The 22,433-nt window shown below is 68.5% G+C and carries 28 protein-coding genes; 8 read left to right on the top strand and 20 right to left on the bottom strand.

Annotated elements, in window-relative coordinates; translation table 11 throughout:
• Nucleotides 1–16: 16 nt before the first annotated feature.
• From leuD to J2X65_RS06560, 5 genes are all read right to left on the bottom strand, one after another.
• Entirely contained in the window at nucleotides 17–622 is a 606-nt protein-coding gene (gene leuD / locus J2X65_RS06540; RefSeq protein WP_310199509.1) for a 3-isopropylmalate dehydratase small subunit, read from the bottom strand.
• A 55-nt stretch (nucleotides 623–677) separates the two neighbouring features.
• Nucleotides 678–1,079 carry a metallopeptidase family protein gene (locus J2X65_RS06545; protein ID WP_310200061.1) on the bottom strand — a complete coding sequence of 134 codons (402 nt, stop codon included), beginning with the start codon at nucleotides 1,077–1,079 and terminating at the stop codon, nucleotides 678–680.
• Between the two features lie 34 nt (nucleotides 1,080–1,113).
• Nucleotides 1,114–1,248 (bottom strand): hypothetical protein, encoded by a 135-nt coding sequence (locus tag J2X65_RS06550; protein WP_310199511.1) that lies wholly within the window; start codon nucleotides 1,246–1,248, stop codon nucleotides 1,114–1,116.
• A gap of 10 nt (nucleotides 1,249–1,258) precedes the next feature.
• Nucleotides 1,259–2,674: a 3-isopropylmalate dehydratase large subunit gene (gene leuC / locus J2X65_RS06555; RefSeq protein ID WP_310199513.1), complete on the bottom strand. Its 1,416-nt coding sequence runs from the start codon at nucleotides 2,672–2,674 to the stop codon at nucleotides 1,259–1,261.
• 115 nt (nucleotides 2,675–2,789) lie between these two features.
• Nucleotides 2,790–2,987, bottom strand: coding sequence for a hypothetical protein (locus J2X65_RS06560; protein WP_213363037.1), 198 nt, complete (start codon nucleotides 2,985–2,987; stop codon nucleotides 2,790–2,792).
• Between the two features lie 217 nt (nucleotides 2,988–3,204).
• Here J2X65_RS06560 and J2X65_RS06565 point away from each other — a divergent pair, with 217 nt between their 5' ends.
• The gene (locus J2X65_RS06565) at nucleotides 3,205–3,474 is read left to right on the top strand and encodes a hypothetical protein (protein WP_310199516.1); all 270 of its coding nucleotides are present in this window, start codon (nucleotides 3,205–3,207) and stop codon (nucleotides 3,472–3,474) included.
• Nucleotides 3,475–3,716: 242 nt separating this feature from the next.
• On the opposite strand, the gene rplS is transcribed toward J2X65_RS06565, so the two are convergent.
• The 6 genes from rplS to J2X65_RS06595 form a co-directional block, all read right to left on the bottom strand.
• A complete protein-coding gene (gene rplS / locus J2X65_RS06570; RefSeq protein ID WP_310199518.1) occupies nucleotides 3,717–4,124 on the bottom strand; it encodes a 50S ribosomal protein L19 in 408 nt (135 codons plus the stop codon).
• 109 nt (nucleotides 4,125–4,233) lie between these two features.
• A complete protein-coding gene (gene trmD / locus J2X65_RS06575) occupies nucleotides 4,234–4,977 on the bottom strand; it encodes a tRNA (guanosine(37)-N1)-methyltransferase TrmD (protein WP_310199519.1) in 744 nt (247 codons plus the stop codon).
• Between the two features lie 11 nt (nucleotides 4,978–4,988).
• Nucleotides 4,989–5,543 (bottom strand): ribosome maturation factor RimM, encoded by a 555-nt coding sequence (rimM, locus tag J2X65_RS06580; protein ID WP_310199526.1) that lies wholly within the window; start codon nucleotides 5,541–5,543, stop codon nucleotides 4,989–4,991.
• A gap of 268 nt (nucleotides 5,544–5,811) precedes the next feature.
• Nucleotides 5,812–6,180, bottom strand: coding sequence for a 30S ribosomal protein S16 (rpsP, locus tag J2X65_RS06585; protein ID WP_310199528.1), 369 nt, complete (start codon nucleotides 6,178–6,180; stop codon nucleotides 5,812–5,814).
• A 54-nt stretch (nucleotides 6,181–6,234) separates the two neighbouring features.
• Nucleotides 6,235–7,785: a signal recognition particle protein gene (gene ffh, locus J2X65_RS06590; protein ID WP_310199530.1), complete on the bottom strand. Its 1,551-nt coding sequence runs from the start codon at nucleotides 7,783–7,785 to the stop codon at nucleotides 6,235–6,237.
• Between the two features lie 219 nt (nucleotides 7,786–8,004).
• Nucleotides 8,005–8,403 (bottom strand): DUF930 domain-containing protein, encoded by a 399-nt coding sequence (locus tag J2X65_RS06595; protein ID WP_310199532.1) that lies wholly within the window; start codon nucleotides 8,401–8,403, stop codon nucleotides 8,005–8,007.
• Between the two features lie 536 nt (nucleotides 8,404–8,939).
• Here J2X65_RS06595 and J2X65_RS06600 point away from each other — a divergent pair.
• The 3 genes from J2X65_RS06600 to J2X65_RS06610 are packed head-to-tail and all read left to right on the top strand — an operon-like array spanning nucleotide 8,940 to nucleotide 10,484.
• Nucleotides 8,940–9,674, top strand: a complete 735-nt coding sequence (locus J2X65_RS06600; protein WP_310199534.1) for a heme ABC transporter permease — start codon at nucleotides 8,940–8,942, stop codon at nucleotides 9,672–9,674.
• Between the two features lie 11 nt (nucleotides 9,675–9,685).
• On the top strand, nucleotides 9,686–9,862 hold the full coding sequence (gene ccmD / locus J2X65_RS06605; RefSeq protein WP_310199536.1) for a heme exporter protein CcmD: 177 nt from the start codon (nucleotides 9,686–9,688) through the stop codon (nucleotides 9,860–9,862).
• A complete protein-coding gene (locus tag J2X65_RS06610; RefSeq protein ID WP_310199538.1) occupies nucleotides 9,852–10,484 on the top strand; it encodes a DsbE family thiol:disulfide interchange protein in 633 nt (210 codons plus the stop codon). Before ccmD ends, J2X65_RS06610 begins: the two co-directional genes overlap by 11 nt.
• Nucleotides 10,485–10,505: 21 nt before the next feature.
• Here J2X65_RS06610 and J2X65_RS06615 read toward each other — a convergent pair whose 3' ends face one another.
• The 5 genes from J2X65_RS06615 to J2X65_RS06635 all read right to left on the bottom strand — a co-directional run bounded on the left by J2X65_RS06615 (nucleotide 10,506) and on the right by J2X65_RS06635 (nucleotide 13,526).
• Nucleotides 10,506–10,919, bottom strand: coding sequence for an Ivy family c-type lysozyme inhibitor (locus J2X65_RS06615; protein WP_310199540.1), 414 nt, complete (start codon nucleotides 10,917–10,919; stop codon nucleotides 10,506–10,508).
• Nucleotides 10,920–10,948: 29 nt separating this feature from the next.
• Nucleotides 10,949–11,428 carry a DUF1178 family protein gene (locus J2X65_RS06620; protein ID WP_310199541.1) on the bottom strand — a complete coding sequence of 160 codons (480 nt, stop codon included), beginning with the start codon at nucleotides 11,426–11,428 and terminating at the stop codon, nucleotides 10,949–10,951.
• Nucleotides 11,425–12,357: a carbon-nitrogen hydrolase family protein gene (locus J2X65_RS06625; RefSeq protein ID WP_310199543.1), complete on the bottom strand. Its 933-nt coding sequence runs from the start codon at nucleotides 12,355–12,357 to the stop codon at nucleotides 11,425–11,427. Before J2X65_RS06625 ends, J2X65_RS06620 begins: the two co-directional genes overlap by 4 nt.
• A 26-nt stretch (nucleotides 12,358–12,383) precedes the next feature.
• Nucleotides 12,384–12,641: a glutaredoxin 3 gene (gene grxC / locus J2X65_RS06630; protein ID WP_310199545.1), complete on the bottom strand. Its 258-nt coding sequence runs from the start codon at nucleotides 12,639–12,641 to the stop codon at nucleotides 12,384–12,386.
• 63 nt (nucleotides 12,642–12,704) lie between these two features.
• On the bottom strand, nucleotides 12,705–13,526 hold the full coding sequence (locus tag J2X65_RS06635; protein WP_310199547.1) for a ComF family protein: 822 nt from the start codon (nucleotides 13,524–13,526) through the stop codon (nucleotides 12,705–12,707).
• Between the two features lie 293 nt (nucleotides 13,527–13,819).
• Between J2X65_RS06635 and J2X65_RS06640 the strand changes: the two genes are divergently transcribed.
• Entirely contained in the window at nucleotides 13,820–14,719 is a 900-nt protein-coding gene (locus J2X65_RS06640) for a methyltransferase domain-containing protein (protein ID WP_310199549.1), read from the top strand.
• Between the two features lie 59 nt (nucleotides 14,720–14,778).
• Here the strand turns inward: J2X65_RS06640 and mutT are convergent, their stop codons facing one another.
• The 3 genes from mutT to J2X65_RS06655 form a co-directional block, all read right to left on the bottom strand.
• The gene (gene mutT, locus J2X65_RS06645; RefSeq protein WP_310199551.1) at nucleotides 14,779–15,192 is read right to left on the bottom strand and encodes an 8-oxo-dGTP diphosphatase MutT; all 414 of its coding nucleotides are present in this window, start codon (nucleotides 15,190–15,192) and stop codon (nucleotides 14,779–14,781) included.
• Complete coding sequence (gene argJ, locus J2X65_RS06650; RefSeq protein ID WP_310199553.1) at nucleotides 15,189–16,436, bottom strand: bifunctional glutamate N-acetyltransferase/amino-acid acetyltransferase ArgJ; 1,248 nt, start codon at nucleotides 16,434–16,436, stop codon at nucleotides 15,189–15,191. Before argJ ends, mutT begins: the two co-directional genes overlap by 4 nt.
• Before the next feature lie 150 nt (nucleotides 16,437–16,586).
• The gene (locus J2X65_RS06655; RefSeq protein ID WP_213362171.1) at nucleotides 16,587–16,808 is read right to left on the bottom strand and encodes a hypothetical protein; all 222 of its coding nucleotides are present in this window, start codon (nucleotides 16,806–16,808) and stop codon (nucleotides 16,587–16,589) included.
• 118 nt (nucleotides 16,809–16,926) lie between these two features.
• On the opposite strand from J2X65_RS06655, the gene J2X65_RS06660 reads away from it, so the two are divergent.
• Entirely contained in the window at nucleotides 16,927–17,583 is a 657-nt protein-coding gene (locus J2X65_RS06660) for a TetR/AcrR family transcriptional regulator (RefSeq protein ID WP_310199555.1), read from the top strand.
• Between the two features lie 230 nt (nucleotides 17,584–17,813).
• On the opposite strand, the gene J2X65_RS06665 is transcribed toward J2X65_RS06660, so the two are convergent.
• A complete protein-coding gene (locus tag J2X65_RS06665; protein WP_310199557.1) occupies nucleotides 17,814–18,830 on the bottom strand; it encodes a peptidylprolyl isomerase in 1,017 nt (338 codons plus the stop codon).
• A 376-nt stretch (nucleotides 18,831–19,206) separates the two neighbouring features.
• Between J2X65_RS06665 and secA the strand changes: the two genes are divergently transcribed.
• Both secA and J2X65_RS06675 read left to right on the top strand, forming a co-directional pair.
• On the top strand, nucleotides 19,207–21,990 hold the full coding sequence (secA, locus tag J2X65_RS06670; RefSeq protein ID WP_310199559.1) for a preprotein translocase subunit SecA: 2,784 nt from the start codon (nucleotides 19,207–19,209) through the stop codon (nucleotides 21,988–21,990).
• Nucleotides 21,987–22,370, top strand: coding sequence for a nuclear transport factor 2 family protein (locus J2X65_RS06675; protein ID WP_310199562.1), 384 nt, complete (start codon nucleotides 21,987–21,989; stop codon nucleotides 22,368–22,370). Before secA ends, J2X65_RS06675 begins: the two co-directional genes overlap by 4 nt.
• Nucleotides 22,371–22,433 lie beyond the last annotated feature (63 nt).

Genomic DNA, 22,433 nt, shown 5'->3' on the forward strand with positions numbered 1-22,433 from the left:
CGGCGCCGATGCAGCCTCACGCCCAGGGACGGTCGGCGGCGAGATGCGCCTCATAGTCGTGGATCTTCTCGGCCTTCACCTGGGTGAGGCCGATATCGTCGAGACCGTTCAGCAGGCAGTGCTTGCGGAACGGGTCGATCTCGAAGGAGATGCTGCCGCCGTCCGGCCCGGTGATGGTCTGGCTCTCCAGATCCACCGTCACCACGGCGTTGGCGCCGCGCGAGGCGTCGTCGAACAGCGCTTCCAGCTGCTCGGGCGTCACCACGATCGGCAAGATGCCGTTCTTGAAGCAGTTATTGTAGAAGATGTCGGCGAAGCTGGTGGAGATCACGCAGCGTATGCCATGGTCCAGCAGCGCCCAGGGCGCGTGCTCGCGCGAGGATCCGCAGCCGAAATTGTCACCGGCGACGAGGATCGAGGCCTTGCTGTAGGCGGGCTTGTTGAGCACGAAATCCGGATTATCCGACCCGTCCTCATTGTAGCGCAGTTCCGAGAACAGCCCCTTGCCGAGGCCGGTGCGCTTGATCGTCTTCAGATACTGCTTGGGGATGATCATGTCGGTGTCGACATTGACCAGCGGCAGCGGCGCCGCGACCCCGGTCAGGGTGGTGAACTTGTCCATTCTCGTCTCCTGCGCACCGCCCATTGGCGGCGCCGTGAATGTCTTCCGGCCCGGCTCAGCCCGCTTCCTGTTCCAGCCGCTCCATGTCGTCGTCCGAGAGGCCGAAATGGTGGCCGATCTCGTGGATCAGCACATGCGTCACGATCCTGCCCAGCGTCTCGTCGTGCTCGGCCCAATAGTCGAGGATCGGCCGGCGGTAGAGCCAGATCATGTTGGGCATGGCGAAGGCCGCGCTCTCGTAATGTTGAGCGAGCCCGACGCCCTGGAACAGGCCGAGGAGGTCGAAGGGCGTTTCCGCCTCCATCTCCTCGACCACCTCGTCGGTGGGAAAGTCCGTCACCTGCACGACGAGATTGCCGCACAGGTCGCGGAAGCGCTTCGGCAGCCTTGCATAGGCCGCTTCCGCCATCACCTCCATCATCGCCAGCGTCGGCGCCTTCACCGGGCGCCAAGCCATTGGATCGTCTGCGAGTGCATTCACGGGCGAGGCCTCAGCGCAGATAGGTCACGATGAGATACACGCCGAAGCCGAGCCCGCAGACGACGGCAAGGCCCCGCCCGATGCGCCGCCCCCAGATTTCGATGGCGTCGTTCTCCGGTGGATCGGCATAGGGATGCGGGGCCATCGCGCCGGCCTCAGACCGGGCTGCGCCACTGGCGCACATCGACGAAGCGGCCGGCGATCGCCGCCGCCGCCGCCATCGCCGGCGAGACGAGGTGGGTGCGGCCCTTGAAGCCCTGCCGGCCCTCGAAATTGCGGTTCGAGGTGGAGGCGCAGCGCTCCTCCGGGCCGAGCTTGTCGGCGTTCATGGCGAGGCACATCGAGCAGCCCGGCTCGCGCCAGTCGAAGCCGGCGGCGCGGAAGATCGCGTCCAGCCCCTCCGCCTCAGCCTGTGCCTTCACCAGCCCCGAACCCGGCACGATCATGCCGGACACGCCCTCGCGCACCTTGTGGCCCGCCACGATCTTGGCGGCCGCGCGAAGATCCTCGATACGGGCATTGGTGCAGGAGCCGATGAACACCTTGTCGATGGCGATATCGGTGATCTTCGTGCCGGCGGTCAGACCCATATAGTGCAGCGCCCGCCGCTTGGCCTCGCGCCGGCCCTCGTCCTCAATGAGGTCGGGATCGGGCACGATGCCTTCCACCGAGATCACGTCTTCCGGGCTGGTGCCCCAGGAGACGATCGGCGGCAGCGACGCGCCGTCGAGCCGCACTTCTTTATCGAAGAAGGCGCCCTCGTCCGTATGGAGGGTGTCCCAATAGCGGCGGGCGGCGTCCCATGCCGCGCCCTTCGGCGCGCGCGGGCGGTCCTTCACATAGGCGAAGGTAGTCTCGTCCGGCGCCACCATGCCGGCGCGGGCGCCGCCCTCGATCGACATGTTGCAGACCGTCATCCGGCCTTCCATGGTGAGGTTGCGGAACACCTCGCCGGCATATTCGATGACGAAGCCGGTGCCGCCGGCGGTGCCGGTGGCGCCGATGATGGCCAGCGTCACGTCCTTCGCCGTCACGCCGTCCGGCAGCGTGCCGTCGACGGTGACGCGCATGTTCTTGCTCTTCTTGCTGATCAGCGTCTGGGTGGCGAGCACATGCTCCACCTCCGAGGTGCCGATGCCGTGCGCCAGCGCGCCGAAGGCGCCATGCGTCGAGGTGTGGCTGTCGCCGCACACGATGGTGGTGCCCGGCAGGGTGAAGCCCTGCTCCGGCCCGATCACATGGACGATGCCCTGCCGCTTGTCGAGCTCGTTGAAATATTCGATGCCGAAATCGCGGGCGTTCTCGGCCAGCGTCTCGACCTGCATCCGGCTCTCGGGATCCTCGATGCCGAAGCGGCGGTCGGTGGTCTGCACATTATGGTCGACCACGGCGAGCGTCTTGGTCGGTGCATGTACCTTGCGGCCGGCGACGCGCAGGCCCTCGAAGGCCTGCGGCGAGGTCACCTCATGCACCAGATGGCGGTCGATATAGAGGAGGCAGGTGCCATCCTCCTGGCGGTCGACCACATGGTCGTCGAAGATCTTGTCGTACAGGGTGCGGGGAGCGGACATGCTCATCCTCGGCTGCTGAATGCTATTGTAGCGGGAAGGATCGGATAGCGGCCCATGTCGGGCCTGCGCACGGCCGGGAATGCGAGGCGCCGAATGGCGCGCTTCCGGGCGGCGCTCAGCTAAGGCCCGCGACCGCGCAGGCGGTGAACCGGCCGAAGAATCGCGCCGGCAGCCGGACATGATCCGGCACCGCGGCGAAGCCGATGGTGGTCGGCAGGCGGCGGCGCGCTTCCGGGCGCGCGACATCGCAAACGTCCGCAACGGCCTGCGCCATCCGACGTGCGACAATTCCGCTCGTGCCCGACTTCATCATGGAACCGTTCTAGCAACTTTCCGCCGGCTGAACAATGCACCCGCAACGGGTTGTCGTCAGCTCGACGTCGATACCCATATCGTCAGTATACAGTATTACAGCAAGTACCCGACCGAAACCGATTGAAATAACCTAACGTCACATCATTATGATTGACGAACAACGTCGCGCGACACGCATCGCACGCGCAGGGCAACGTCTCGAAGAGGTAGACGCCATGCGTCTCGCTGGTTTACGCCCGATCGATCTGGTGCTGGTCATTGTCCTCGCCGTCATGGCGGTGGCGCTGGAGAGCCGTACCCGCGTCGATCTCGGCGTCATCCGGGGCGCGGAACGGGCCGCGGAGAGGCCGGAAGCCGGGCTGATCACCTGCCCGCTGCGCAAGCCGGACTTCGCCACCGTGATGCAGGCCGCGGTGCTCGGCGACGGCGCGCTGATCGTCGAACAGCAGACCCGCACCAAGGTTCGCCACATCAAGGATTGCTGACCGGCGCCTCGAAGCCCGGGATAAGCCCGCCCGCAGATGCGCGGCGCCGACATGATCGGCGACATCCGCCCCCGAAGCAGTGGGCCCGCTTTCCCGACCGAGGGCGGGAGGCCGCGAAGCGGCGCGGCGGGAGCATCCAAACCGCACCTGCCGAAGGCCGGCGATCGTCGATGGCCCGGCCAACAAAAAAGCCGGGGCGAGCCCCGGCCTTTCCGTCTGTTCCATTCATCAAAGGCAGCGGGTCACTCGGCGGCGACCGGCGCGCCCTTCTTGCCCTTGCCGGCGTTCTTGTCCTGGCGCTCGGCGATACGCGCCGACTTGCCGCGACGATCGCGCAGGTAATAGAGCTTCGCGCGACGCACCTTGCCGCGACGGACAACCTTCAGACTGTCGATGTTCGGCGAGAAGATCGGGAACACGCGCTCCACGCCCTCGCCATAGGAAATCTTACGGACGGTGAAGTTCTCGTTGATGCCGCCGCCGGAGCGGGCGATCACCACGCCTTCATAGGCCTGAACGCGGGTACGCTCGCCTTCCTTCACCTTCACATTCACGATGACGGTGTCGCCGGGCTGGAAGTCCGGGATCGTCTTGGTGGCAGAGAGCTTCTCGATCTGCTCGGCGTCAAGCTGTCCGATAATGTCGACCATGATATCACCTCTCGCGGACAAGGCCGGCCATCGGCCGTCCGCTTCTTGCTGTTTTCAGTTGGAACAGTGATGGCGCGCCTATACGCCATGTCGGTCCGCTTGTCATGCGTTATTCGCGGGTCTTCCGTCGTTTCGTCGCCGCGCCGTCACGGACGGCCTCCCGCGCCGCCTCGTAAGGCGCCCACAGGTCCGGCCGGCGCGCGCGCGTGACGGCCTCCGCCTGCTCGCGGCGCCAGCGCGCCACCCTGGCATGGTCGCCGCTCGACAGGATGGCGGGGATCTCCTGCCCTTCGAAATTCTGCGGGCGGGTATATTGCGGGTACTCCAGCAGACCGGCGGAAAAGCTCTCCTCGGTGCCGGACTCGGGATGCCCCATCACGCCGGGCAGCAGCCGCACGCAGGCGTCGAGCAGCACCAGCGCGCCGATCTCGCCGCCCGACAGCACCACATCGCCGACGCTGACCTCCTCCAGCCCGCGCGCGGCGACCAGCCGGTCGTCCACTCCTTCGAAGCGGCCGCAGACGATCACCACCCCGTCGCCCGCCGCCAATTCGCGCACCCGCGCCTGCGTCAGCGGTTTTCCGCGCGGCGTCATGAGCAGGCGCGGCCGGGTGTCACCCTCGGGCGCGGCGACGTCCACCGCCCGCGCCAGCACATCGACACGCATCACCATGCCCGGGCCGCCGCCGGCCGGGGTATCGTCCACCGAGCGATGGCGGTCGGTCGCCTGGTCGCGCGGGTCGACGGTCTCGAGCGCCCAGCCGCCCTGCGCCAGCGCTCGCCCGGCGAGCGACAGGCCGAGCGGACCGGGAAACATGTCGGGAAAGATGGTGACGAGGGAGGCGCGCCACATGTGCCGCGCCCCTAATTCCTGTCCGCCTCGGGAGGCGGGGTCTCGTCCGTCGCCCATTCGCCGGGATCGACCACGACGCGCCCGCCCTTGATATCGACGCTCGGCACCACCGCCTTGGTGAAGGGCAGCATGAGCGTCTTGGAGGTCCCCTTGCCGCCGCCTTCCGGGGCGATCTCGAGGATGTCGCCGGCGCCGAAATCATGCACCGCCAACACCTTGCCGAAGGCGGCGCCGTCAGGGGTCACCGCGGCAAGGCCGATCAGGTCGGCATGATAGAAGTCGTCCTCGTCGTCGGGGGGCGGCAGCGATGCGCGCTCGACATGAAGGCCGACATTGGTCAGCGCCTCGGCCGCCTCGCGGGTGTCGACGCCTTTCAGCCGGGCGACGAAATGCTCCTTCGCCGGCCGCAAGGCCGCGATCTCGAAGCGGCGCTTGCCGTCCTCGTCGGTCAGCGGACCATAGTCGAACAGCGAGTCGGCATCCTGCGCGAAGATGAACAGGCGTACCTCGCCGCGCACGCCATGCGGCGCGCCGATGCGGGCGAGAAGAACGCGATCGGTCGGCATGCTGCACTCGCGATGCGTGAACGAGCCCCTGTTTTCGACCATGCGGATAACGACGCTGCGAAAGCGATCGGCCTGCCGCCAGAACGGAAAGGGCACTCTTCCACGTGGAAGATACGGGCAGGCCGCTCTTAACGGCCCGCTCCGGGTTCGCCGCCCAACCTGCCGCTCCGGTCAAAGAGCGCTCCCTCGGCAAGGGAGAGGTCGGGAATTCAACACGATCCGACGTCTGGAAGGCGCGGCGCCTTCCAGACGTCCAACCGTTATCCGATCACTCGGTCGGAGCAGCAGCGGCAGCCGCGGCTTCGGCCGCCTTGGCGGCAGCGGCGGCGCGCTCCTGGGCCTTCTTGCCGGGCACGGCCTTGTTCGGGTTGTTGCGGGCCTCGCGCTTCAGCAGCTCGAGGCTGTCGAGGAAGCGGGCGACCCGGTCGGTCGGCTGGGCGCCCTTGGCGAGCCAGGCCTTGGCCTTCTCGGTGTCGAGCACGAAGCGGTCGGCGGCGTCCTTGGGCTTCAGCGGATCGAAGGTGCCGATCTTCTCGATGAAGCGACCATCGCGCGGCGAGCGCGAATCGGCGACGACGATGCGGTAATAGGGACGCTTCTTGGCGCCGCCACGGGCGAGACGGATCTTTAGGGACATTGGTCTTTCCTTTCAGTCTTCAATAGGCGAGCCGGCACGGGACCGGCATCGATTTCACTTCTTCTTCGGCGGGAAGCCCGGCAGGCCCGGAAGGCCGCCCGGCTTGTTGCCGAGGCCCGGAAAACCACCCGGAAGTCCGGGAAGGTTGCCGGGGAATTTCGCGGGGAGCCCGCCGCCACCCATCCCGCCGGGCATCTTCTCGGCGAGCTTGGCGAGGTCCTCGGGCTTGGGCATGCCGCCCATACCGCCGCCGAGGCCGAACATGTTGGCGAGGCCGGCCATCGGCCCGCCGCGCTTGCCGCCGGCGGAGGCGCCCATCGCCTTCATCATGTCCGCCATCTGGCGGTGCATCTTCATCAGCTTGTTGACGTCTTCGACCTTGGTGCCGGAGCCGGCGGCGATGCGCTTGCGGCGTGAGGCGTCGAGCAGCTTCGGGTTGCGCCGCTCCTTGCGGGTCATCGAATCGATGATCGCCTTCTGGCGCTTGATCACCCGGTCGTCGAGATTGGCATTGGCCATCTGGTTCTTCAGCTTGCCGATGCCGGGCAGCATGCCCATCAGCCCGCCGAGGCCGCCAAGCTTTTCCATCTGCTCGAGCTGCATGCGCAGGTCTTCGAGATCGAAGCTGCCCTTGCGCATCCGCTCGGCGGCGGCCATCGCCTTTTCGGCGTCGATGTTCTCGACCGCCTTCTCGACCAGCGACACCACGTCGCCCATGCCGAGGATGCGCCCGGCGACGCGGCGGGGATCGAAATCCTCCAGCGCGTCCATCTTCTCGCCGGTGCCGATCAGCTTGATCGGCTTGCCGGTGACCGCACGCATGGAGAGAGCGGCGCCGCCGCGCCCGTCGCCATCGGCGCGGGTCAGCACGATGCCGGTGAGCCCGACGCGCTCGTCGAAGGCCTTCGCGGTGTTCACCGCGTCCTGGCCGGTGAGGCTGTCAGCGACCAGCAGCACCTCATGCGGGCCGGTCGCGGTCTTCACCTCGGCCACTTCCGCCATCAGCGTCTCGTCGAGGGTGACGCGGCCGGCGGTATCGAGCATGACGACGTCGAAGCCGCCGAGCCGGGCGGCCTCCATGGCGCGCCGCGCGATCTGCACGGCGCTCTGGCCGGGCACGATCGGCAGCGTATCGACGCCGACCTGCTTGCCGAGCGTGGCAAGCTGCTCCATCGCTGCCGGGCGGCGGGTGTCGAGCGAGGCCATCAGCACCTTGCGGCCGACCCGGTCCTTCAGGCGCTTGGCGATCTTGGCGGTAGAGGTGGTCTTGCCAGAGCCCTGCAGACCGACCATCAGCACCGGCACCGGCGGCGCGGCTTCGAGGTCGATCGGCTTGGCGTCCGAGCCGAGCATGGCGACCAGCTCGTCATGGACGATCTTCACCACCATCTGGCCGGGGGTGACCGACTTCACCACCTCGGCGCCGACCGCGCGGGTGCGCACCTTGTCCGTGAAGGAGCGCACCACGTCGAGCGCCACGTCGGCCTCGATCAGCGCCCGGCGCACCTCGCGCATGGCCTCGCCGACGTCGGCCTCGGAGAGGGCGCCGCGCTTCTTAAGCCGGTCGAGTATGCCGCCAAGGCGGTCGCTCAGTGAATCGAACATGCGTTCGGGCTCCATTTTCACGCCGGAGACCACGCAATGCCGAACGCGCCCGAGGGCGCATCGCGCTGTCGGGCGGGAACCTCCGGCCTCAAGGGCCGGGCGGCGGGACGGCTCGCGGATCGTGCGAGAATGGCGGGGGTCTACAAGCCAAGTGTGACGAAGTCAAGGAAACCGGCGGCAAAGCCAGGAAAAGCGCCGAATCTCGGTGGCGGAAACCGGTTACGGTGCCACCAGATAATGCGCCTCCCATTCGGAACGGGGGATTGGCGCGCCGAGCTGGTAGGAGAAGGACTTTATGTCCATCCCGTCATTGGCGGTCTCGCAGCTATAGGACATGTGGTACCAGGTGTTGCCGCTGCGCACCGCCGCGCCGCTGGCCACCAGATGCTGGTTGTTCAGCTTGGTGTTGGCATAGGCATAGGCCACCAGTTCGTCGGGATGCAGGTTCTTGTGCTCGCGGCCGATGTCGCCCATGCCGCGCGAATTGCAGCGCTGCTCCACCCGCGCGGCGGGATCCAGCATGAGCATCTCCTCGGCGGCGGTTTTGGCCTGGGTACCCGCCGCCGGCAGGGCGGCGAAGGCGGCGAGCGCGAGCGGAAGGAAGGCGGCGGGTTTCACGGATGTCGAATCTCCAGCCTCGAATCGAAGCGTCGTTCAAGCGGGCGGATGTGGCCCGGACATGGCGGAAGGCGCGCTTCACGGCGTCGTTACATCGCCGGCCTGGCGATCCGGCAATGTCGGGCGGCACTCCGGGTGGGAAGCCCAAAGCCCCGCAAGCCTCGGCGAAACCCTCGACGGCCGCCGCCGGGCCGTCCTCCGGCATTCTCCAGCGACGTCATGACCTCACGCCATATCCGGCACTTTTCGCCCGAGGGCTGCCCATCGGCGCCTGAAGCGCATCCGGGGAGGAATAGGCGGCCGCCGCCACGCCTTGCCACCGACACAGGCGGCCGCCCGGCCCCTTGCCGCCAGCCCATGCCGCCGCTTCATCCGGGCGTGGGACGGAAGCCGGCGAAAGCGACGCCCGTAGCGCAATGGAACGGCGCGGCGCGGTACCCCCGCCGCGCAGCGCCGGCCTGGCGCGGCATCACATACGCGTTCCGCCGCACCCCAGCCATGTTGCCGGCCCGCGCGGCGCGGATTAGAACCGCGCTATGGCGCTGATGGACCTTGCGAACCCCACCCGTTTCCTCTCCCTCTCCGGGCGGGTGCTGCCGTGGCTCGCCGCCGCCACCGTCGTCACCCTGGCCATCGGCTTCGTGCTCGCCTTCCGCGCGCCCGCCGATTACCAGCAGGGCGAGACCGTGCGCATCATGTACATCCATGTGCCCTTCGCCTGGCTGGCCATGCTCGGCTATTCGCTGCTCGCCCTCTCCTCGCTCGGCATATTGGTCTGGCGCCATCCGCTGGCCGATGTCGCCCACAAGGCGCTCGCACCCATCGGCGCGCTGTTCGCCTTTCTGTGCCTTGTCACCGGCTCGCTGTGGGGCCGGCCGATGTGGGGCACCTATTGGGTGTGGGACGCGCGCCTCACCTCCATGCTGGTGCTGCTGCTGCTTTATCTCGGCCTGCTGGCGCTGCGCTCGGCGATCGATGACCCCAACCAGGCCGGCCGCGCCGCCGCCGTGCTGACGCTGGTCGGCTTCATCAATGTGCCGATCGTCAAATTCTCCGTCGATTGGTGGAACACGCTGCACCAGCCGGCCTCGGTGTTCCGCATGGGCGGGCCGAGCATTCATTCGAGCCTGCTGTGGCCGCTGTTCGCCACCGCGCTCGGCTTCACCCTGCTGATGCTGACGCTGCACCTCGCCGCCATGCGCACCGAGATCCTGCGCCGGCGGCTCCGCGTGCTGGAAGCGCGCACGGCCGCCGAAGCCGTGCACGCATAAGGCGCTTTCACATGGCCGACACCCACGCCTTCTTCATCGCCGCCGCCTATGGCGCCAGCGCCCTGTCGATCGCCGCCCTCGCGCTGTGGATCGCGCTCGATGGCCGCGCCGTGCGTCGCCGGCTGACGGCGATGGAAGCCCGCGGCATACGCCGCCGTTCCAGCACGGGGGCCGGCAATGGCCGATAGCCCGCCCGCGGATGTTCGTTCGCCGCTGCGCCGCCGCCTGCTGCTCCTGCTGCCGCTGGCGCTGTTCCTGGCCTTGGTGGTACTTTTCTACGGTCGGCTGTTCTCCGGCGATCCCTCCCGCCTGCCTTCGGTGCTGATCGGCCGTCCGGCCCCGGCGCTCGACCTGCCGCCGCTGGAAGGGCTGGCCCGCGATGGCGCGCCGGTGCCGGGGCTGCCCGCCGGTGCCATCGCCACGGGCGAGGTGACGGTGCTCAACGTCTTCGCTTCCTGGTGCGTACCCTGCCGCGACGAGCATCCGTTCCTCGTGCAGCTGTCGCAAATGCCGGGCTTTCGCCTGGTCGGCCTCAACTACAAGGACGAGGCCGGCAATGCCCGCCGCTTCCTCGGCACCTTCGGCAATCCCTACGCCGCGGTCGGTGTGGATGCGAATGGCCGGGCCGCCATCGAATGGGGCGTCTATGGCGTGCCGGAGACCTTCGTCATCGGCCGCGACGGGCGCATCGCCTACAAATATATCGGCCCGATCGACGCCGACGGCCTGCGCAGCCGGCTTCTGCCCGAGATCCTGAAGGCCGGCGCGGCCTTGCCCAGCCCGCCTGCACCCGTGCCCGCCGGCGGCTGACGTTCGCCGGGCCAGTCCCGGCTAATGCAGCGCCGCCAGCAGCGCCTTGTGTTCGGCAAGCGGGGGAGCGCCGAGGATCTGCGTGCCGGCGGCATTGCGGAACGCACCATAGGCCCGGTGCCCGTCGGCCTCGAAGAGGGCGCTGATCTTGCCATAGGCGCAGCCGGTCGGCTTGCAGAGCATGTAGATGTTGACGCGCACGCCGTTCAGCACTACCGGCTGCTGCGGCACCCATACGCCTCGCGCGCCCTTGAGCCAGCGGTCGTTCTTGAGCACCGGGGCGATCAGCCGGTTCCAGGTCGAACGATAGGGTTCCCGGCTGATGAGCTCGTAGAGATGCGGCCGGGCCGGTGCCACGCCCTGCGCCTGCGCCGGACTGGCGTGTAGCGCTCCATGCAGGGCCAGAACCAGGGTTAGACGAACCGCCGCCCGCATGGATGTTCCCCCAAGCGGCTCCGCCGGCCTCAGTTGCGCTCGTCCGGCAGGCTCGGCAACGGCATGATCTCGATCTCGTCATCGAGCAGCGCGCGCACCTCCTCGGAACTTGCCTCGCCATAGATCGAGCGCTGCTCCACCTCGCCCTCGTGCATCTGCCGGGCGAGCGTGGCGAACTCCTCGCCGACATAGTCGGAATTCCTGACCACCTGCTCGCGCACCGCGCGGAGCATCGCCCGCAACGCCTGTTCCTTCTCGGAGAGGATGGCGAGCTTTTCCGGCATGCCCCGCTCGACGGCGGCGGGTTCCGATGCCGGCGCCGGCTCCACCTCGCGCTTGCGCGCGCCGGCACCCAGCGCCGGCGCCATTAGCGTTTTTTCCACCTGCGTGGAACCGCAGACCGGACACGCCACCAGCCCGCGCGCCTTCTGCTGGTCATAAGCGGCGGAATCGCGGAACCAGCTGTCGAAGGCGTGCTCCTTTTCGCAGCACAGCGAATAGAGGATCATGCCGCGTCTCCTGCCGGCGCCGGACCGGAAGCCGCCAGATGCAGCCGTCCCGCGCCCGGCTCGGGCAGAAGCTCGAAACGCCGCCCGTTCTCCAGCGACGGAATGCGCCGGCGCACCGCCGCCACCTCGGCCGGATCGATCACCGCCGAGATGAAGCCCGGCTCGGTGCCAGCCTCGGCGAGTATGCGCCCCCACGGATCGATGATCAGCGAATGGCCGAAGGTTTCGCGCCCGTTCTCATGGGTGCCGCCCTGCGCGGCGGCGAGCACGAAGGAGCCGGTCTCGATGGCACGGGCACGCAACAGCACATGCCAATGCGCCTCGCCGGTGGTCCTGGTGAAGGCGGCCGGCACGGTGAGCATTCCCGTCCCCGCCTCGGCCAGGGCCCGGAACAGCGCCGGGAAGCGCAGGTCGTAGCAGATGGTCAGGCCGATGCGGATCTCCGGCAGGTCGGTCCACACCGCGATCTCGCCGGGCCGGTAGGCCTCGGATTCCCGATAGACGTCGCCATTGGGCAGGTCGACGTCGAACATGTGAATCTTGTCATAGCGGGCGAGGATCGCGCCGTCCGGCCCGATCAGGAAGGAGCGGTTGGCCGCCCGGTGCGAGCCCGCCTTGATCGCCAGCGAGCCGATATGCAGATGGATGCCGAGTTCCCTGGCCAGCGCGCGAAAGGTCGCGAGCGCCGGGTCGGTTTCTTCCTCCTGCAGCACCGCGAACAGCGCCTGACGGTTCTCCTCCATGGTGCCGGTCATTTCCGGCGTCTGCACATAGCTCGCCCCCTCCGCCGCCGCCGCCCGGATCAGCCCGGAGGCCGCCTCGACATTGGCCGCGACGCTCTTGGCGGTGCGCATCTGCACCAGCGCCGCCTTGAAGGGCGCGCCGAGATGCAGCGGTCGGGAGGCGGCGTCGGAAACGGAAGCGGTCATGGCCTGAACTCGGTTGGGCGGAAGGGTCAGCGGGCGAGCAGCGTGTCCAGCTGGCCGGCCTCGTCGAGCGCATAGAGATCGTCGCAGCCGCCGACATGCTGCCCGTCGATGAAGATCTGCGGCACGCTGGTGCGACCATTGGCGCGGCCGGACATGGTGGAGCGCATCACCGGGTCACCGGTGACGTTGATCTCGGAAAAGGTGGCGCCCTTGCGCTTCAGGAGATCCTTGGCGGCATGGCAATAGGGACAGGTATAGGTCGTGTAGATCTCGATCTGCGCCATGCCATTCCTCCCGCACCATTGCTGCCCGCCCCGCCGTGTCGCCGCGGGCGCGAAGCCGTCGTTCTATGATATGGGCGTCGTCGGTGCGTCAACAACCCGCGCGAACACCAGCACGTCCACCCGCTTCGCCCCGGCCCGCATCAGCGCCTTGGTGCAGGCGTCGATGGTCGCCCCGGTCGTCAGCACGTCGTCGACCAGCACGATACCGCGCCCCGCCACCTCGGCGCGCGCGGCTTCCGGCACTGCGAAGGCGCCGGCGACATTGCCGGCCCGCGCCGCCCGGTCGAGGCCGACCTGCGGCGTCGTCGCCCGCAGGCGCGCCAGCCAGCCGGAGCGCATCGGCACCCCGGCGCGCCGCTCAATCCCCAGCGCCAGCAGCGCCGATTGGTTGAAGCGGCGCCGGAACAGCCGACGCGGATGCAGCGGCACCGGCACCAGCGCCTCCGCATCGCGGAGAAGTTCCGCACCCGCCCGCGCCATCAGCCCGGCGAGCGGATCGGCGAGATCGGTACGGTCGGCATATTTGAGGCCGTGCACCAGATCCCGCGCCACGTCGCCGAAACTCACGGCCGCCCGTGCCCGGCCATAGGCCGGCGGATGTTCCAGCGCCGCCGGCGACAGCCGGCTCCCGCCTTCATGCAGGGGGATGCCGAGCCGATGGCAAAGCGGCTCGGTGATGAAGTCCAGCCGCCCCCAGCAGGAGGCGCACAGCCCGCCCGGTTCGTCCACCGCCCGCGCGCAGGCCATGCAGGTCGGCGGCAGCGCATAGTCGAGCCCGGCCCGGCCAAAAGACGTGAGCGCGCGCAACGTTCCCCGCCCCATCCGCGTGAAGGCGGCGGCGAACGCATCGGCGAGGCGGGCAGGATCGGGCGCGGCATCGTCCATCCCGCCATACTAGAGCATATCAGGCGAAAGCTGAACGTCCGCCGAGAGGAGGATCCACTCCAACTCATTGGCTGCAGGGAACTTTCTCATCGATCTGCAAAGCCGGGCCATTGCCGGGCCTGCGAAGGCGTCGCCGCGCGCCCCACCCTCACGAAGCGCAATCTTGCGGAGCGGGTCGATGCAGCCCGGCGCCCCTCGCCCGGCGCGCCGAACGCCTCCCCGCCCATCTCCCGTCCGCGTGCTTTGACCCGACGCCCGCATCGGCCTATGGCAGGGGCCAAGGAGCGTCGCGCATGTCCGGTCCCGAATCCTCAGCCCCCCACCAGATCTTCGATCCCCGCGCCCTCGCCGCCCGGCGGCGGCGGGCCCTGGCGCTCGGCCCGGAAACCTTCCTCATCGATCGTGTCGCCGAGGACCTCGCCGACCGGCTCGGCGCGGTCAGCCGGCAATTCGCCGTCGCCGCCGATCTCGGCACTCCCACCGCCGCCCTTGCCCGCGCCCTCGCCGTCGTCCCGACCATCGGCCGGCTGTTCACCTTCGGTCCGCCCGAACGCGCGGACAACGACGCCGCGGCCGATCCGGAACTGCCGCCCTTCGGCCCGGCCTCGCTCGATCTGGTGGTTTCGGCCCTCGCGCTGCAGACGGTGAACGACCTGCCCGGCGCGCTCGCCCAGATCCGCCGCGCGCTGCGGCCCGATGGGCTGCTGCTGGCCTGCCTGTTCGGCGCCGGGACGCTGACCGAGTTGCGCGAGGCCTTCGCCATCGCCGAGAGCGACACCACCGGCGGCATCTCGCCGCGGGTGGCGCCGTTTGCCGATTTGCGTGACCTCGGCGGCCTGGTCCAGCGCGCCGGCCTCGCCTTGCCGGTCACCGATGTCGACCGCGTGGTGGTGCGCTACGATCATCCGCTGGCGCTGATGGCGGATCTGCGCCGCATGGGCGCCGCCAACCCGCTCAGCGCCCGCCGCCGCGCGCCGCTGCGCCGCGCCACGCTCGCCCGTCTGTTCGAGGTCTATGCCGAGCGCTTCGCCGATCCGGACGGACGGCTGCGGGCGACGTTCGAGATCGCCTGGATTTCCGGCTGGGCACCGCATGACAGCCAGCAGAAGCCGCTGCGCCCCGGCTCCGCCAAGCTGCGGCTCGCCGATGCGCTGAAGGCGGCGGAGCACAAGCTGCCCGGGGAAGGCTCCTAGAGCGCGGTCGAACCCAAGCGCTTCGTGCCGATCAGGCGTGTCCACCTGATCGAAAGGCCCTAGTCCCGCCCCGGCCCGAGCAGATCGATGAGCACCGGGATCAACGGCTCGTCGGCGGGCGGCATCGGATAGTCGCGCAGCCGGCCCGCCCGCACCCAGGCAAGCTTCTGGCCCTCGCGACCCTGGACCTGGCCGTCCCAGCGGCGGCAGATCCACAGCGGCATCAGCAGCTGGAAGCTGTCATAGGTGTGGCTGGCGAAGCTGAGAGGCGCCAGGCACGGCTCCTTCACCGTGATGCCGAGTTCCTCGGCGAGTTCGCGGATCAGGCACTCTTCCGGCCGCTCGCCGGGCTCGACCTTGCCGCCGGGAAATTCCCACAGGCCGGCCAGTTGCTTGCCTTCCGGCCGCTGGGCGAGCAGCACCCGCCCGTCGGCATCGACCAATGCGCAGGCGGCGACGAGGATGAGCTTCACGACCGGTAGTCACCGTTGATGGCGACATATTCCTTGGTCAGGTCGCAGGTCATCACCCGGTCGGACGAGCCGCCGAGGCCGATATCGACCTGGATGTCGATGACGTCGTTCTTCATGTAGGCGGAGACCTGCGCCTCGTCATAGGAGGGGTCGCGCGCGCCCTCATGGGCGACGCGGATGCCGCCGAAGGAGATGGACAGCCGGTCGCGCTCGGCCGGCTCGCCGGCCTTGCCGACCGCCATGACGATACGGCCCCAATTGGCGTCCTCGCCGGCCACCGCCGTCTTCACCAGCGGCGAATTGGCGATCGACATGGCGATGCGCCGCGCCGAGCGCTTCGAGGTCGCGCCGGTCACCTCGATCTTCACCAGCTTGCGCGCCCCCTCGCCGTCGCGCGCCACCTGCTCGGCCAGATCGGCCAGCACCGCGGTCAACGCCTTGCGGAAGGAGGCCAGCCGGCGGTCGGTCGCCTCGGTGATGCGCGGGGCGCCGCGCTTTTCGGCGGCGCCGGTGGCGAACAGCATCAGCGTGTCGGAGGTCGAGGTGTCGCCGTCGATGGTCACGGCGTTGAACGAGTCCGTCACCCCGCGCGACAGCAGCGCCTGCAGCGCGGGAGCGGCGATCGCCGCGTCGGTGAACACGAAGGACAGCATGGTCGCCATGTCCGGCGCGATCATGCCGGCGCCCTTGGCGATGCCGGCGATGGTCACCGGGACGCCGTCGATGGTGGCGGTGGCGGTGGCAAGCTTGGGAAAGGTGTCGGTCGTCATGATCGCCCGCGCCGGGTCGATCCAGGGCAGCGGCGCGAGACGGCCTGCCGTCTCGTCCAGCACGCCCTCATATTTGGTGGCGTCGAGCGGCTCGCCGATCACTCCGGTGGAGGCGAGGAAGATCTCGCTCTCGGCACAGCCCAGCGCCTTCGCGGCGATCGCCGCGGTCAGCGCGGTGGCTTCGCGCCCCTTCTGGCCGGTGAAGGCATTGGCATTGCCCGAATTCACCACCAGGCCGCGGGCGAGCCCGTGGGGCAGGTTGTCCCGGCACCACTCCACCGGTGCGGAAGGACATTTCGACTTGGTGAACACGCCGGCCACCGTCGTGCCCTCGTCGAGCGCCAGCAGCAGGACGTCGGTACGCCCGCTATAGCGGATACCCGCCGCCGCTGTCGCGAAGCGCACGCCCTCGATCGGGCCGACATCGGGAACGCTTTTGGGCGCGAGGGGAGAGACGGGAGCGTCATGGGCCATGCGGGGCGACTCCGGGCGGTAACGAGGCCGCACGGGTGTGCCCCAAGCGCGCGACATCCGCAAGACGGGCTGACGGCAGGACGGCGCGCCACGGTGACGACGCGCTCGCGGATGCGGAAGCCCCAGCCCGTTTGGGCCGGGTGCCGGCGATCAGGGATGCAGCCAGAGGCTGAGATGACGGTGGATGCGGGGGATCAGCACCCACACCATTGCCACCGCCATCACCGGCACCACCACCAGCGTCCGCATCCACAGCGGCCAGTCGGGGGTGAGGGGCATGACGGCATAGAGCAGCGCGGTGACCAGCGGGTAGACCGCCAGCATCACGGCCACGGTGAAACGGGAGCGGGAGAAATTGGGCGCCTGTGCCATGAGGAATAACCTATACGAAACGCAACGTTTCGTTTATTAAAACGATCCGTTTCGTTTTGTCAAGCCGAGGAGTGGCGCTACAATGCAGCCTGGATATCCGACCCGCAGAGCTGCCGCCATGAATGACGCTCCCGCCGACCCGAGGCCCACCCCTCGCGACGACCGATCCAAGCCCGGCGCGGCGCGCCCGGGCGCTGCGGGCCGGACCTCGGCCGGTCCCCGCCGGAGCAAGGCATCCGCCGACGCCATCCTCGACGCCGCGCAGGACCTGCTCGCCGAGGCCGGCTATGCCGGCTTCTCCATCGAGCAGGTGGCGAAGCGCGCCGGCGCCGGCAAGCCGACCATCTATAGATGGTGGAACGGCAAGGCGGCGCTGCTACTCGAGGTCTATGCCCGCCAGAAGCTCGTGCTTGCGGACGACGACACCGGCACGCTGGAGGGCGACCTCGCCTCCATGCTCCGCAGCATCTGCCGGTTCTGGCGGGAGACACCGGCCGGCGACATCTTCCGCTCCATCATCGCCGAGGCGCAGTCCGAGCCGTCGGCGCTCGAGGCACTGCGCAACTTCCTCGGCGAGCGGCGCCACCATGTCGCGGCGGTGTTCGCGCGGGCCCGCGCGCGCGGCGAACTCGACGAGGAGCTCGACCTCGACACCACGCTCGACATCGTCAGCGGCTTCCTGTGGGCGCGGCTGCTGGTCCGCCGGCTCGATGACGACGTCGAGGGGTTCAACGCCTTCGCCCGTCAGATCGCGCGCGGCGTGACGCGGCGCTGAGCGAGAGCGGCGAACGCTTCGGGTTCGAGCGGTGCCGCCCGCCGGGCGGATCGAGGGAAATCACCCTTCCCGGGGAAGCGACCAGGCGAGCCTCTCCGACGGCGTCCGCTGCGCCGTCATCCTGACAAGCGAAGCCGTGCTGAGAAAGCAGGAAGGCCGCCGGCACGCCCGGACGGCCTTCCGTCACATGATGCGGGCAGCGACACGAAGCCCCTGCCGGGAGACAGACCTCACTGCGCCGGCTTGGGCGCATCCGCCGGTGCGGCGGGAGGCTGGGTGGTCAGGTCGGAAGGCTTCGGCGCCGCCGCGGTCTTCTCCACCTTGGCGGCGTCGCGGGTCTTCTGCACCGCGTCGGCCTGCGCCTTCTGCACCAGATACTGCTCGATCTGCGGCCGCACCTCGTCGAAGGTCGGCAACGGCTTCTGGCGCTTCTCCTCCACCTTGATGACATGCCAGCCGAACTGGGTCTTCACCGGCTCGGAGATGTCGCCCGGCTTCATCGAGAACGCCTTCTCGGCGAATTCCGGCACCATCTGGTCCTTGGTGAAGAAGCCGAGATCGCCGCCATCCTGCTTGCCCGAGGGGTCCTCGGTGAGTTCGCCGGCCAGCTTGGCGAAGTCCTCGCCCTTCTTCAGCCGCGCCTCGACGTCCTTGGCCTTCTTCTCGGCCGCCTCGGAGGCCGCCTTGTCATTGGCGTCGGCGCGGAACAGGATATGGCGCGCATGCACCTCCTCTTCCGGCTTCTGCTGCTTCAGCGCCTCGTCATAGGTCTTCTTCAGCGCCTCGTCGGTCACCGCCGCCTTCGCCGCCTGCTCAAGCGCCGCCTGCATCAGCACGCGCTTCTTGATGAATTCGAGCTGGCGCTTGAAATCCGCGGTCTCGTCCAGCTTCTGCGCCTCGGCGGCCTGGGCCATGGCGGTCAGGTCGATCAGGAAGCCGAGCACATATTCGTCGCGAGCCGGGCCCTGGATCTGCGGCGGCAGGTTCGGCCCCAGCTCGGCGGCGGCGGCGGTCACGTCGGCACGGGTGATCGCCGTGCCGTTGACCGTGGCAAGCACGGTGTCGGCGGCCTGCGCGGGAGCGGTCTGGGCGGGAGCCTGGGTGGAAGCCGCGGGCGCCGTCTGCGCCTGGACGGGGGCGCCCGGCAGGACGAGCGCGGCGCCGAGGATCAGGGCGAGCGCACCGGCGCCCAACAGGGCGCGCGCGCGGATCGGCGCCTTGGTGGCGTGCGGACGGGTGGGGTTCATGAAAAGCGTTCCTCGCAGGTTTGCGGTTGTCCGCGGTACGGGCGGGCGAAAGCTGGCCCGGAACGTGGTCGGTTGCAAGCACCCCTCTCTTCGGGATCGGCATGAAAAGGGCGTCGTGCCTGCGATTGACAACCCCTAAACCCGTTCATAAGTGTGGCACGCACCGCGAAGCCTTCCGGTCGCTCGCGTCTTTGTGACGCTGGCGAGCGTTCACGGGGCGTGCCGGCTTCGTTCGAAAGACCCATTTCGGCCGCAAAAGGGGTTTCGGTGAACCGGCAGATGCTCCCGGCCGGCGGGAGCGTGCGTTACGCGGGGCCGGCGGCCCGTCACCGCCGCGCTCCGTTCTCCGACTTGGCGGGAACGGATTGGAAGCCTCATGTTCGGCGCTCTCGCGCGAAAGCTCTTCGGATCGGCCAATGACCGCCGCGTGCGCGGCTACCAGCCGAAAGTCGCTGCCATCAACGCGCTCGAGCCGGAGCTGGTGAAGCTGACCGACGAGGAACTGCGCGCCCGCACCGCGCAGTTCAAGGAGCAGATCGCCAACGGCGCCAGCCTCGACGACCTGCTGGTTCCCGCCTTCGCCACCGTGCGCGAAGCCGCCCGGCGCGCGCTCGGCCAGCGGCATTTCGATGTCCAGCTCATCGGCGGCATGGTTCTGCACGAGCGCGGCATCGCGGAGATGCGCACCGGCGAAGGCAAGACGCTGGTCGCCACCGCCCCGGTCTATCTCAACGCCCTCGCCGGCAAGGGCGTGCACGTCGTCACCGTCAACGACTACCTCGCCCGCCGCGACGCCGAGTGGATGAGCCGCGTCTACGGCTTCCTCGGCCTCACCACCGGCATCATCGTCCATGGCATGGACGACAATGAACGCCGCGCGGCCTATGCCTGCGACGTCACCTACGCCACCAATAACGAGCTCGGCTTCGACTATCTGCGCGACAACATGAAGTACGAGCTGGACCAGATGGTGCAGCGCCCGCACTATTTCGCCGTGGTCGACGAGGTCGATTCGATCCTGGTCGACGAGGCGCGCACGCCGCTGATCATCTCCGGCCCGCTCGACGACCGCTCGGATTTCTACAATACCATCGACACCTATATCCCGAAGCTGTCGAAGGAAGACTACACGGTCGACGAGAAGCAGCGCTCTGTCGCCATGACCGAGGCCGGCATGGAGAAGATCGAGACCCTGCTGCGCGACGCCGGCCTGCTCAAGGGCGACAACCTCTACGACGTCGAGAACGTCTCGGTGGTGCACCACGTCAACCAGGCGCTGCGCGCCCACACGCTGTTCCAGCGCGACAAGGACTACATCGTCCGCAATGACGAGGTGGTCATCATCGACGAATTCACCGGCCGCATGATGCCGGGCCGCCGCTACTCCGAGGGCCTGCATCAGGCGCTGGAGGCCAAGGAGCGGGTGCAGGTGCAGCCGGAAAACCAGACGCTGGCCTCCATCACCTTCCAGAACTACTTCCGCATGTACGAAAAGCTGGCCGGCATGACCGGCACGGCGAACACCGAGGCGGCGGAATTCCAGGACATCTACAATCTCGAAGTCATCGAGATCCCGACCAATCTGCCGGTCAAGCGCATCGACGACGACGACGAGGTCTATCGGACGGCAAACGAGAAATACAACGCCATCATCGAGCTGATCACCGACTGCAAGCAGCGCGGCCAGCCGGTGCTGGTCGGCACCACCTCGATCGAGAAATCCGAGCTGCTCGCCGAACTGCTCAAGAAGCGTGGCTTCAAGCAGAAGGATTTCAGCGATCCGGACGCCTTCCGCCCGCTCTATGACGGCGACCAGGGCAAGGCCGACGACAAGGTGTTCGCGGTGCTCAACGCCCGCCATCACCAGCAGGAATCCTACATCGTCGCTCAGGCCGGCGTGCCCGGCGCCATCACCATCGCCACCAACATGGCCGGCCGCGGCACCGACATCCAGCTGGGCGGCAATGCCGAGATGCGCATCTCGCACGAGCTCGCCGACATGCCCGAGGGCGAGCAGCGCGCCAGCGCCGAGCAGGCCATCCGCGACGAGATCGCGCGCCTGAAGAAGAAGGCGCTGGAGGCGGGCGGGCTCTACGTCATCGGCACCGAGCGCCATGAAAGCCGGCGCATCGACAACCAGCTGCGCGGCCGCTCCGGCCGCCAGGGCGACCCCGGCCACTCGCATTTCTTCCTGTCGCTGGAAGACGACCTGATGCGCATCTTCGGGTCGGACCGGCTCGATGGCATGCTGCAGAAGCTCGGCCTCAAGGAGGGCGAGGCGATCATCCATCCCTGGATCAACCGGGCGCTGGAGAAGGCGCAGCAGAAGGTCGAGGCTCGCAACTACGACATCCGCAAGAACCTCTTGAAATATGACGACGTGATGAACGACCAGCGCAAGGTGGTGTTCGAGCAGCGCGTCGAGCTGATGCAGGACGAGGACGTCGCCGAGACCGTCGCCGAGATGCGCCACGGCATCATCGAGGACATCGTCGCCAAGCACGTGCCGCCCACCGCCTACCCGGAGCAATGGGACACCGCCGGGCTTGCCGAGCAGCTGCGCAACGTGCTCGGCCTCGACCTGCCGGTGGTCGAGTGGGGCCATGAGGAAGGCATTGCCGACGAGGAGCTGCGCCAGCGCATCCAGGCCCGCGCCGATGAGGCGATGGCGGCGAAGGCCGCCAAATACGGCCCCGAGATCATGCGCTATGTCGAGAAGTCGATCCTGCTGCAGACGCTCGACCATCTCTGGCGCGAGCATCTCGTCACGCTCGACCATCTGCGCCAGGTGATCGGCCTGCGTGGCTACGGCCAGCGCGATCCTCTCAATGAATACAAGTCCGAGGCCTTCCAGCTGTTCGAAGCCATGCTCTCGAACCTGCGCGAGGCGGTGACCGCCCAGCTGATGCGGGTGGAGATCATGACCACGCCGCCGCCGGAAGAGCCGGCGATGATGAGCGCGCATCATATCGATGCGGTGACCGGTGAGGACGAGTTCGCTCAGCTGGCCGGCGAAAACTTCGACGCGGCCACGCTCGCCCCGGCGGAGCCGGCGCGCGACCCGAACGACCCGGCGAGCTGGGGCCGTGTCGGGCGCAACGAGCCCTGCCCCTGCGGCTCCGGCCTGAAGTACAAGCACTGCCACGGCCGCTTCACATGATCGCGGCGGCGGGCGTCCTCGACGCGATCGCCGCGGCGGAGGAACGCCTCCGCCTCGCGGCACTCGCCGGTGACGTCGCGGCCCTCGATGCCCTGCTGGCCGACGACATGGTGTTCGTCGACATGTCCGGCCGCATCCTCGACAAGCAGGCCGATCTCGACCTGCACCGCTCGGGAACGCTGCGACTGCACCGCGTCGCCTTCTCCGATCTGCGCATCCGCGCGCTCGACGCGCAGAACGTCCACACGGTGTTGCGCGCCGATGCCGAGGGTGTTGCCGGGGGCGTGCCGTTCACCATGGCGCTGCGTTTCAGCCGCGTGTGGCGCCTGACGGCCTCGGGCTGGCGGGTCGCCGCCATCCATAGCTGCGCGATCGCCTGAGCGCGGGCGGGAGGCAGGCGGCAGGCTTGCACGCCCCGGCGCCCTCTTGCGCCCGCCAGGCAA

The organism is Ancylobacter sp. 3268, assembly GCF_031456575.1.
Lineage (GTDB): Bacteria > Pseudomonadota > Alphaproteobacteria > Rhizobiales > Xanthobacteraceae > Ancylobacter.